This is a genomic window from candidate division TA06 bacterium (assembly GCA_016208585.1).
Classification (GTDB): Bacteria; Edwardsbacteria; AC1; order AC1; family EtOH8; genus UBA5202.
Genome location: JACQXR010000079.1, coordinates 1 through 11,170, shown reverse-complemented (window position 1 = coordinate 11,170; position 11,170 = coordinate 1). Strand labels below are relative to the sequence as shown.

General features: G+C 56.3%; 13 protein-coding genes. All 13 read right to left on the bottom strand.

What is annotated here, in order from left to right; genetic code table 11:
• Positions 1-298 precede the first annotated feature (298 nt).
• Positions 299-559, bottom strand: a complete 261-nt coding sequence (locus HY768_06090; protein MBI4726778.1) for a hypothetical protein — start codon at positions 557-559, stop codon at positions 299-301.
• A gap of 123 nt (positions 560-682) precedes the next feature.
• Positions 683-2,767, bottom strand: a complete 2,085-nt coding sequence (locus tag HY768_06085; protein MBI4726777.1) for a sodium-translocating pyrophosphatase — start codon at positions 2,765-2,767, stop codon at positions 683-685.
• Positions 2,768-3,009: 242 nt separating this feature from the next.
• The gene (locus HY768_06080; GenBank protein ID MBI4726776.1) at positions 3,010-4,239 is read right to left on the bottom strand and encodes a hypothetical protein; all 1,230 of its coding nucleotides are present in this window, start codon (positions 4,237-4,239) and stop codon (positions 3,010-3,012) included.
• Positions 4,240-4,868: 629 nt separating this feature from the next.
• Positions 4,869-5,576: a deoxynucleoside kinase gene (locus HY768_06075; protein ID MBI4726775.1), complete on the bottom strand. Its 708-nt coding sequence runs from the start codon at positions 5,574-5,576 to the stop codon at positions 4,869-4,871.
• 198 nt (positions 5,577-5,774) lie between these two features.
• Positions 5,775-6,299 carry a 2-amino-4-hydroxy-6-hydroxymethyldihydropteridine diphosphokinase gene (folK, locus tag HY768_06070; GenBank protein ID MBI4726774.1) on the bottom strand — a complete coding sequence of 175 codons (525 nt, stop codon included), beginning with the start codon at positions 6,297-6,299 and terminating at the stop codon, positions 5,775-5,777.
• On the bottom strand, positions 6,300-6,743 hold the full coding sequence (locus HY768_06065) for a dCMP deaminase family protein (GenBank protein ID MBI4726773.1): 444 nt from the start codon (positions 6,741-6,743) through the stop codon (positions 6,300-6,302).
• Positions 6,744-6,785: 42 nt separating this feature from the next.
• The gene (locus HY768_06060; protein MBI4726772.1) at positions 6,786-7,199 is read right to left on the bottom strand and encodes a hypothetical protein; all 414 of its coding nucleotides are present in this window, start codon (positions 7,197-7,199) and stop codon (positions 6,786-6,788) included.
• A 6-nt stretch (positions 7,200-7,205) separates the two neighbouring features.
• Positions 7,206-8,549 (bottom strand): serine hydroxymethyltransferase, encoded by a 1,344-nt coding sequence (locus tag HY768_06055; protein MBI4726771.1) that lies wholly within the window; start codon positions 8,547-8,549, stop codon positions 7,206-7,208.
• The gene (locus HY768_06050; protein ID MBI4726770.1) at positions 8,546-8,890 is read right to left on the bottom strand and encodes a DUF86 domain-containing protein; all 345 of its coding nucleotides are present in this window, start codon (positions 8,888-8,890) and stop codon (positions 8,546-8,548) included. Before HY768_06050 ends, HY768_06055 begins: the two co-directional genes overlap by 4 nt.
• On the bottom strand, positions 8,887-9,180 hold the full coding sequence (locus tag HY768_06045; GenBank protein ID MBI4726769.1) for a nucleotidyltransferase family protein: 294 nt from the start codon (positions 9,178-9,180) through the stop codon (positions 8,887-8,889). Before HY768_06045 ends, HY768_06050 begins: the two co-directional genes overlap by 4 nt.
• 667 nt (positions 9,181-9,847) lie before the next feature.
• A complete protein-coding gene (locus HY768_06040; GenBank protein ID MBI4726768.1) occupies positions 9,848-10,411 on the bottom strand; it encodes a hypothetical protein in 564 nt (187 codons plus the stop codon).
• On the bottom strand, positions 10,399-10,626 hold the full coding sequence (locus HY768_06035) for a hypothetical protein (protein MBI4726767.1): 228 nt from the start codon (positions 10,624-10,626) through the stop codon (positions 10,399-10,401). Before HY768_06035 ends, HY768_06040 begins: the two co-directional genes overlap by 13 nt.
• A gap of 391 nt (positions 10,627-11,017) precedes the next feature.
• The coding region (locus HY768_06030; protein MBI4726766.1) for an SUMF1/EgtB/PvdO family nonheme iron enzyme at positions 11,018-11,170 on the bottom strand (153 nt) is incomplete at its 5' end.

Below are 11,170 nucleotides of genomic sequence, written 5' to 3'. Positions count from 1 at the left end.
TGCCATCAAACGACGAGCCCGTTCGTTCAAGTGGGGCCAGATACGCGCAAATTGTTCTTCGAGTCGGACATTGTTTTTCATGCCCAACATTATAGCACAAAATAAACTACTTGTAAAGGTTATTTATTAACGCTTCCTTACTGTTCACTGTTTACTGTTCACTGTTTACTGTTCACTGTTCATTGTTTACTGTTTACTGTTCACTGTTCATTGTTCATTGTTCATTGTTCATTGTTTACTGTTCATTGTTCACTGTTCACTGTTCATTGTTCACTGTTCACTGTTCACTGTTCACTGTTCACTGTCCATTGCTCATTGTTTCTTCCTCTTCCAGATCGTCGTACAAATGCCCTTTGCGCCATAAATGAAAGGCCAGCCGGATCACCCCGTAACCCAGCACCAACCCGATCAACGGCCAGAACTGTTGCCCCACCGGGTTTTTGTGGAGCAGGTAGCGCAGGGCCAGCAGGGCCAGGCCGAACAGAACGACCACCCCGCTGGAGGCCACGTTGAACCACCAGCGGATCTTCCGTCTTTTTATCTCAATTTCATTTATCATGGTTTACCAGGATTCTCCATGTGATCGCGCCAAGACCTATTCTCAAGTCCAATTTAATGAACATCATTCTGTTTCCAAAATTTCCGCGTTTCAGTGGTTAGGTTTCATAGAGGTTTCGTTAAATTATTTCCCCAGGGATTTCAGGAACGGGGCTATCACCAGTGCCACCACGCTCATCAGCTTAATCAAAATGTTCAACGACGGGCCGGCCGTGTCCTTGAAGGGATCGCCCACCGTGTCGCCCGTCACCGCAGCCATATGGGCGCTGGATCCCTTGCCGCCGTGGGCCCCGCCTTCGATGTGTTTTTTGGCGTTGTCCCAGGCCCCGCCGGAGTTGGACATGAATATGGCCAGCAGCACCCCGCTGACAGTGACCCCGGCCAGCAGTCCGCCCAGGGCCTCGATGTTCCAGATTCCGAAGATCACCGGCGAGACCACCGCCAGCAGTCCGGGCAATACCATTTTTTTGATGGCCGCCGCGGTGGAGATATCCACGCACTTGGCGTAATCGGCCACCGCCCCCTCTTTGCCTTCCAGCAGCCCGGGAATCTCCTTGAACTGGCGGCGGACCTCGGCCACCATGTCAAAAGCGGCCGCGCCTACGGCCTTCAGCGCCATGGAACTGAACAGAAAGGGCAGCATTGCGCCCATAAAAAGGCCGGCGATGACCTCGGGCCGGGAGATATCGATGCTTTTGATTCCGGCCGCGGCCTGGAAGGCCGAAAACAGGGCCAGGGCCGTCAGGGCCGCCGAGCCGATGGCAAATCCCTTGCCGATGGCGGCGGTGGTGTTGCCCACCGCGTCTAATTTATCGGTGCGCTCCCGGACCTCAGGCCCCTGGCGGCTCATCTGGGCTATGCCGCCGGCGTTGTCGGCGATCGGCCCGTAGGCATCCACCGCCAACTGAATCCCGGTGGTGGAAAGCATTCCCAGAGCGGCGATGGCGATCCCGTATAATCCGGCAAACCGGTAGGCCGCCACGATGGCCAGGGCCAGACAGGTCATCGGCAGGGCGGTGGACATCATTCCCAGCGACAGCCCACCGATGATGGCGGTGGCCGGACCGGTCAGGGCCTGCTTGGCCACGCTGCGGGCCGGGTAACGCGATTCCGAGGTATAGTATTCGGTCAGCAGGCCGATGACGATGCCGGCCAGCAGGCCCACCACTACCGCCCCGAATATCCCGCCGGTGGTAAGTGTGGTCAGCGTTCCGGTGGGATTGCTGCTGAAACCAATGGCTTGGGGCACCAGCCATTTGGTCACCGGGTACATTAGAAGGATGGCCAGCCCCCCGGCTCCAAAAGTTCCCAGGTTCAGGGCTTTCTGGGCATCGCCGTCGTTCTTCATCCGGACCGCGAAGGTCCCCAGGATGGAAACGATGATCCCCAGGGCAGCCAGCACCAAAGGCAGCATAATCAGATTGACGCCGTAGAACACGCCCAGCACCATGGCTCCCACGATGGCCCCCACGTATGACTCAAAAAGATCGGCCCCCATCCCAGCCACGTCGCCCACGTTGTCGCCAACGTTGTCGGCGATTACCGCCGGGTTGCGGGGATCGTCCTCGGGGATCCCGGCTTCGACCTTGCCCACCAGGTCGGCTCCTACGTCGGCGGCCTTGGTATAGATGCCCCCGCCCACCCGGGCGAACAGGGCGATGGAGGATGCGCCCAGCGAGAACCCGGAGATCACCGACAGCAGGCGGGAGAGCTGGAATTCATCCCCGGTTCCAAAATTCAATACTTTGGTATACAGCAGGAACAGCAGGGCCAGCCCGGCCAGACCCAGCCCCACCACCGACATTCCCATCACGGTGCCGCCGGAAAAGGCTATTCCCAAGGCTTTCGGCAGTCCGGTCTTGGCGGCCTGGGTGGTCCGGACGTTGGCCTTGGTGGCCACCTTCATCCCGAAATAGCCGGACAGGCCGCTGCAGAAAGCGCCGAAGGCAAAGGAAAACGCCACCAATGCGCTTGACCCTTCCTGGCGGGCATTCATCCATCCCAGCAGGCCCGCCACCACTATCACAAAAAGGACCAGCACCTTGTATTCCCGTTTCAGGAAGGCCATGGCCCCGTCCCGGATGTGGTTGGCGATGGCGTTCATCCCGGCGTCCCCCGGATCCTGACGGCTGGCCCAGGCGGCCTTGAAATAGGCAAAGGCCAGGGCGGCAATGCCCCCCAACAATGCTATGATCAGGTAGTTTTCCATTTTTAAAATATCCTGCTGTTTTGGGATATCTAAAGCCGCGGAAATACGGCCGCAGGTTAATTTGTTTTCAGCTTTAATTTTAGCAGAAAACATCGGTTTTTTGCAATACCAATCGGAATAAATCGGGACAAATCGGGAAATCCCGGACAATCATGTCTGGGCAACAAAAATCCCGCCGTCCTAAAATTAAAGAACAGCTGGTTGAGTAAACCAATAAACACAGCTGGCATTACCAGCATCATTCAAAGCTGCTTTGCCTTCAATCCCAAATATTGCTCCAGCAGCGCCGCCGGGGCCTGGCCACTGACAGTGCACAGCGGCCCCACCTTCTCCTTCAAATCCCATAGGCACTCGCAGCCGGCCTGCCGAAACAGCTCCTGCAATCCCGCGTTGCCGGCCACGTCGGCCGCCATGAAGGTGCTCAGCTTGTCGAGGGCCAGGTATTGCTTGTCGAGCCTGCCCAACCCACAGACCTCCTCCAGCCGCTTTCCTTCGGGCGTGCCGTTGTTGGTGACGAACAGAAAGGTGCGGATTACCACCCGGCCGTCTTTGATGTCGGCGATCAGATACCCGGCCTTGGCGTTGAAAATGCGGTACTCGACCAGGATGTTCCCCTGCCCGTCGTTGATCGCCTTGGGCTGCTGCAGGGACTGGAACAGGCTGTAGTGCAGCAGTCCCGTCGGCACGCCGTCGATCCGCTCCTCCAGCCGTTGCAGGGCGTGCGACTGGACGAAGACCTCATGCGGCAAATCGGCGAAACTGCCGCGCACGCCCAACTGCGAGGGCTGGAGAACCGCTTTCACTATCCCCGATCCGCAGAATGCCCAGCAGGCCCGGGAGGCCGGCCGGGGAATGCCGTCGAACACGGCCCTGACCCGCTCCGGCGCGTGGGCGTGCACTTCTAAGTTGCGCTGCAGGCAGGAGTCTCCATCCAGCCTGTTGAAAGACAGCGTTAACCAGTAGAGCCTGACGTTAAGGTCGCTGCAAAACACGCTGGGCACCCACAGAACGTTGGAGAGCCTGGCGAAAGCTTCATTCAGGAGCCCGTCATCCCCGGCATAGATCGCCAGGGCTTGCTTAAATTCGCCGGCGCCGGGGAATTCTCCGACGGCGATGATCTTGAGGTAATGCCGCAGGCTCAGGGCGACGTTGAAGTAGTCGTCCAACGTGATTTCAGGCCCGCCCGGAACGATTGGCATGGCCTGGCGTTTCACCTGCTCAAAGACCAATATCCGGCAGTCCTTGACCACCCGCTCCGGTATGCTTTCGCCCGGCGCGGCCTCAATGCGGAACGGCAGAAAGCGCAGGTCGTAAAGCCGCTCCAGCTCGCGGCGGGGCAGCAGGGAAAAGGCCTGCGGCGCGCCGCAGGCCTGGCAGATGAAATGGATTTTCTCCCAGTACCGGTTGCGGTGCTGGGCCTGGGCCAGATGCTGCTGGCTCAGATTTCTGGATTTGAATTTTTTCTTGGACATGTACTATGGAATAACGCCCGGATTTGCGATAGCCCGAAGCGAAGGCGGAGCAATCTGCAAGCGTTCGGCCTTGCCAGATTGCGGAAGCATGAGCCAGGGTTTGGGCGGCGAAGGTGCAAGTAATCGTGAGGCTTCGGCGTGCCTGCGCGCTGTAGCCCCGTCAACGGCGGGGCGCAAGCGTGAGCTCAGCCGAACGGTGCGCTTGTCCGCCGAAGCTTCAGCGCAGGCGGGCAGCACCGAGCAGCCGCAAATCTGATTATTAGCCGATGGTTATCGAGCTTGTCGAGATATGGTTATCGAGCCTGTCGAGATATGGTTATCGAGCTTGTCGAGATATGGTTATCGAGCTTGTCGAGATATGGTTATCGAGCTTGTCGAGATATGGTTATCGAGCTTGTCGAGATATGGTGTTGCTGACGCAGGGCGGAGCGATTATCCGCCCAAACCATGGCCTGACGACAGGAAAGGCAAATCCGGGCGTTAGCCAAGATGCCAGAAATTGGAAAGGAGCCAACGCCGTTGGCGATGGCGATCTAATTTCGCAGAGCTGACGCTACCAGGGCTGCGTCAGCAACATCTTGGCTAACTGCTGGTTTTGCGAAATAATATCGGCTGTCATCCCGCTCGCTCTATTCCGGCAGCAGGTTCTGCTCCTTGGCTTCAACGGATTTGGGTTTCTTCCTGTCCTTTTTAGAGCCGGCCGGAACGTAATACCGGGTGCCGGGATGGGGCTGGCAGATCTTCTGCACCAGATCCTCGAAATCCTCCGGGTGATTGACCAGGTCTATCTGATTGACGTTGACCACCAAAAGCGGGGTTTCGGTGTAATTAAAGAAGAAATGGTTATAGGCCTCGGACAGCCCGGCCAGGTAGTCCCGGGAAAGGTTGTGCTCGAACGGCCTCCCCCGTTCCTTGATTCGCTTGGCTAATAGATCTATCTCGGCCAAGAGGTAGACCACCAGGTCGGGCTTGACTATCCCCGGCTCCAACAGTTTCCACAGGTTCTCGTACAGGACGATCTCGTTTTGATCCAGGTTAAGGTAGGCGAATATCTTGTCCTTGGCGAACAGGTAGTCGGAGACTATCTGCTGGCCAAAGAGGTCCTGCTGCAGGATTCCCTGCTGCTGCTTGTAACGGGAAAGCAGGAAGAATATCTGGGTCTGAAAGGCGAAGGCCCGGCGGTCGGAATAGAACTTGGAAAGGAAGGGATTGGCCTCCACCTCCTCGTCCACCCGTTTGGCGTGGAACCGCTCGGCCAGCAGCTTGGCCAGCGTGGTCTTGCCCACGCCGATCACGCCTTCGATGGCCACGTATCGGGGAATTCTTAAATCCGTCATGATAAATAATATTGGGACTTGGTGTTTTCGGAATTGGCCTTATAAAGCAGGCCCTGAGCGAAGTCAAATGGGCACATAAATCACAAAAGCGTAATAGCGTTACTACTACGTAATAACGTTAAACGGGTTTATTTTGTGCCGAAGTTTACCCTGATGAATAGAAGGGTGCCTTTTGTGGTAAATAGGTTCTGAAACAGGCTAAAAATTAACCGTTTCTAATTTTATGATGTCCTTATGGGTCCGGGAAATTTTTTGAAGCAGGACCTTAACCTTCTGCCGGCTGGTCGGGTCTTCGAATTCGGGGATCAGGTCGCAGAGCGGCACCAGCGCGAACCGGCGTAGGGAAAGCTCCGGATGCGGCACCTTAAGTTCCGGGGTATCTATCACCTGATTGCCGAAATAGAGGATATCTAGGTCTATCACCCGCGGCTCCCATTTTGCCTGGCGCACCCGCCCCAGATGGTGCTCGATCCGTTGCAGCGATTTCAGCAGCGTCGTAGGCTCCAGGGCGGTCTCGATCTCCACTGCCGCGTTCAGGAACTTGGGCTGGCCGGGATTGCCGTAAGGCTCGGTCTCGTAAACTGCCGACATCCTTAAAACAGACGACCCCGGCATCTGTCCCATGGCGGCTAGGGCAAAGCGGATGTTGCCCAGCCGGTTACCCAAGTTGGAGCCCAGCCCGACGTAGGACTTGGTTTTTTTATTTTCGGAGGTCTGCTTCATTCAGGTTTTCAACAATTCCGTCTTCAGTTTAGCTTCCTTTAAAATATCCTGGGACATCTGGTCGGGGTATCCCTGAGAATATACTATCCGCTTGATCCCGACGTTGATGATCATCTTGGAGCAAAGCACGCAGGGGAAATGGGTGGTGTAGATGGAGGCCCCCAGCAGCGGCACCCCGAAGGTGGCCGCCTGGATGATGGCATTCTGCTCGGCATGGATGGCCCGGCATAATTCGTGACGCTGGCCGGAGGGGACATCCTGCTGTTCCCGGATGCAGCCCAGCTCGGCGCAGTGCTTTAAGCCCACCGGTGCCCCGTTGTAGCCGGTGGACAAAAGCCTTTTATCCTTGACGATCACCGCCCCCACCTGGCGGCGGAGACAGGTGGAGCGGCTGGCCACCAGGGCCGCTATTTCCAGAAAATAGCGGTCCCAGCTGGGGCGCAGTAGCTTTGTCCCAGCGGCATGGTTTTTTTTTGAGGCGGCCACCTATCCTTTGTCGGCCAGGGTCAGCCCCGGCTCAAAGGAAAGCTCGGAGTCCTTGGCCGAAAGGCTCTGGGCCAGCACGCTCATCTGATGGATGGCCAGCACCTCTTCGATCCGCTGTCGGGTGATCAGGTCCATCTCCACCAGGATGTCGCCAATCCGGCCCCCCTTGGCTTTTTGGGTGGCGATGGCCTTGTCCAGGTCCTCCTCGCTGATATGGCCGCCGGCGGTCAGGATCTCGCCCAGCAATTGTTTGCGCTCGGCCGAGGAAAACCCGCCGATGGAGCCGTTCTTGAATTCCACGTATTCGGTGAATTCCGGACTTTCGATGGTCAGCACCCCGGACCAGCGCTCTTTCAGGGCCTTAGCGACGACCTCGCCGAACTGGACCCGGCCCAGGGTTATGATCTCAGCCATATTAGTCTATCCTTTCAAACGGTTGGGATATAGCGGAAATTCCCGGCATAGTTTCTTGATCTCGCCGGTAACTTCCTGTATTATTTTGTCGTCGCTGATGTTGGTCAAAACCTTGTCTATCATTCCGGCCACCGCCTTCATCTGATCCTGTTTCATCCCCCTGGTGGTCAGGGCCGCGGCGCCCATCCGGAAGCCGGAGGTCACGAAGGGGCTGCGGGCGTCGAACGGCACCAGGTTCTTGTTGACCGTGATCCCGGCGGCCTGCAGGGCGTTTTCGGCCTCCTTGCCGGTGATGCTCTTGCTGCTTAGGTCTATCAGCATCAGGTGATTGTCGGTGCCGCCGGAGACGATCCGATAGCCCCGTTCCATCAGGCCCTGGGCCAAAGCCCGGGCGTTGTCTATCACCTGCTGAGCGTAGACCTTGAACGAAGGGTCCAGGGCCTCCTTGAAGGCCACCGCCTTGGCGGCGATTACATGCATCAGGGGGCCGCCCTGGATGCCCGGCATCACCGTGCTGTCCATTACCTCGGACATCAGCTTCAGGCGCTCTCCGCTTGCGGGCCGTAGTCCTTCGGCGGACGTAGGCCCGGATTTGACCTTGATCTTGTGGCCGAAGGGGTTTTCCCCGTCCTGGCCGATCAGCACCATCCCGCCCCGGGGGCCGCGCAGGGTCTTATGGGTGGTGGTGGTCACCACGTGGCAGTGGGGAATGGGCGAGGGATGCAGCCCGGCCGCGATCAGCCCGGCCGGATGGGCCACGTCGGCGAATAGGTAGGCGCCGGCCTCGTCGGCTATCTCCCGGAACTTGGCGAACTCGTAGTGCCGGCTGTAGGCCGAGGCCCCCACGATGATCATCTTGGGCTTGTGTTCCCGGGCCTTTTTGGCTACGTCGTCCATGTCGATATATCCGGTCTCCCGCTTGACCCCGTAGGAGACTATCTTGTACATCTTGCCGGAGAAGGAAACCGGGGAGCCGTGGGTCAGATGTCCGCCGTGGGCCAAGTCCATGCCCAGCACCGTGTCGCCCGGCTGGCAGTAGGTGAAGTAGACCGCCTGGTTGGCGGCGGAGCCGGAATGGGGCTGGACGTTGGCATACTCGCAGTTGAAGAGTTTTTTGGCTCTTTCTCTTGCCAGGTTCTCGGCCGCGTCCACGAACTCGCAGCCGCCGTAGTAGCGCTTGCCGGGATAGCCCTCGGCGTATTTATTGGTCATCACCGAGCCCTGGGCCTCCAGCACCGCCTCGGAGACGAAGTTCTCGGAGGCGATCAGCTCCAGGCCGTATTCCTGACGCTTGGTCTCGTCGAGGATGGACTGGTAGATTTCGGGGTCAGCGCTCTCTAGATTGCTCATTCTCTGATCTCTTTCAGAATCATTTGAAGAATTGGTTGTATTGCGGGAATATCCTCCATTAACGCAAGCCATACCCGTTTTACATTAACGTCGAAATAGAAATGAATAACCTTATCCCTCATCCCGGCCATATCCCTCCATGGAACCTTGGGGTATTTTTTCCGGATGCCTGCCGGAACATGCTTGGCTGCCTCGCCTATAACCTCAATACATCGCAGGACGGCATACTGGGTCTTTTCATCTTTGGCGAAACCTTCTTCGGACAGGCCCGCGATAAAACCCTCGGCTTTTTCCATCTGGTCGAGCATATCCTTGAGATACAATGTGGCGTCCCGTTTCATAGGAAGACTGCCCGTGACAGAATTTGCTCTTTTAGCTCTATCCGCAGATCTTCCTTGGGGACTAGATCCACCTTGGCAGCGAAGAGATCGCTGAGGTAATTCTCCAAATTTACCAGTTTCAGCAAGCTCACCGGGCCGGAAAAATCCACGATGATATCTATGTCGCTCTTTTGCGTCGGACGCCCGTTGACCCGGGAGCCAAAAACACCGATCTGGCGCACTTTGAACGTCTGGGCCAACTCATTTTTATGCTGGCCTATCAGCGTTTTGATCTTTCTAAGACTAGGCATGTTTTCCCTGAAACGAGGCGATCGGCTCCAGGCCGTATTCCTGGCGCCCGGTCGCGTCGCTGAGGGACTGGTAGATCTCCGGGTCGGCGTTCTTGAGATTGCTCATCTCGTGCTCCCTATTGGTTCTTTTTATTTTGCCTTATTTGTATGTTTGTTTTATGGCATACCGATGCTTGGCGACCAGATTCCGCACTGCCGGCAGCAAGGCAACTGGAACTTCAATGAAAGCCTGCGACCTGCGATTATATGCCGCTTCATCCTCGGCGACAGCTTCGTCTGCTATTTGTGTTTTAAATATCTTTAACTTTAACCATTAACTTTCTATTGGCAATTTGGCATTTTGCTGCAAACTGACGAATTTCATAACCGCCGGCTTTTCTTCCTGCAGACAAAGTTCGATAACTTCCTTGATGCGGGGATACAAGTCCTCCAACTTTTTAGCCTGGGTATAGCAGCTTTTTAAGGCCGGAACGGTGGCTACAAAATAGCCGTCTTCGTCTTGTTCTATCAGAACGCCGAAATTATATTGATGATGTTTGACGTTTTGTCGCGCTCATATTTTTCTCCCGGAGTTATCCATAACTTGTTTCTTAAGACCATGAATAACCTGGCACCACATCAGGGTTGTGTCAAAAAATCCCCACCCCTCACCCAACTGCAGGGGCACCTACTCCGCCTGTGTTTCCAAGCTTGCCAGTAGTTCAGCTAAGCCAACGGATTTGGCCGTGGCCCTTAAGTAACCCATGTCAAGGTCGTTCCGCTGCACTTCAAAAACCGTCAATGCGTCCTGAATTTGAACTGTTGTTTCGCCGCCCTGCCGGTGCCAATCGAGCTTCAACAGTATGATATCCTCGGGCGTGGCGATGAATGTTTTCTGACCCAGGACAGTGGCCGCCCGACGGCGGCTGAAGGCCAAGTTTTTCAGAACATCCTTCTCGTCCAAAATCCAGAAATCGGCCTTGAGTCCGGTTTCCGAATCTATCAGATTGAACATGGTCCGGGTTTTGACGGCATCCGCCGCCGCCGCTTCGCTGAGATAATACCGGGGCGCAGGATATTTCGAAGATAATACTTTTATCTGCCCGGCAGTTATTGCCACGGCCAGGTCCACGTCATGGGTCAGCCGCGGCTGGCCGTAGAAATTGGAAGCCACCGAGCCGGTCAGCATATACTGAACGCCGATCTCGTTAAGCCTCCGGATAACCGAAGTAAAAAATTCTATCTGCTGCATCGCAAAAGACGCCTGGCGGTTTCCTGTTTAACCTGCCGTTCATCGTATTCGGGATGCCGGTGGCGGATGCCGTCCTGCATCAGGCGCAGGGCCAGGTCGTGAAGCTCAAATCCCAGCCGCAGCCGTTGTTCGCCGGTCATTTTCCGCAAGACATCCAAATATTCCCGGTGCTGGAGTTTGTCCTTAAGTTCGGGCAATGAGGTTGCTTTGGTCATTTGTTCCATTCTGAACTCAACCCACTTCGGCTCTGCTCAGCGCAAGCCTTGATCCCCTTCTCTGTTAAAGAGAAGGGGCCGGCCTGTCCGCCAAAGTCCGGCGGACGCAGGCGGGGGGATGAGTTAGTTGTTTGCCTGCCCGGCGGCAGCGTTCATCGTTGCGGACTACCAGCCGCCGCCAGGCTGTTTTAGTATTCGCCCTTTAACCCATCCCCTAAGCCCCTTCCCTCCCTTTCGCAAGCCTACATAAACAGCCAATCTCAGGGCAGGCTCAGGGAAGGGGAAATTAAAGGGGTTAGGTTTAAAAGGCAGGTGACGGGCTTGTAAAGCTCAATTTTTCCGTCCGTTGGTCATTAAACCACCGGCATCGTTAATTGAAAGCATTTGAGTTTTATTGGGCAATGCGAAAACCGTTGTTGTTGTTGCGGTTGTCCGGGTTGTTGTTGTTGCGGTTGGCAACGCGGCAGTTGTTATCGTTGTTGTTGAAGCTGCCGCCGCGGAGCACGCAGGCATCGCCTTTTACAGTCCGCCCCCTATCGTTATC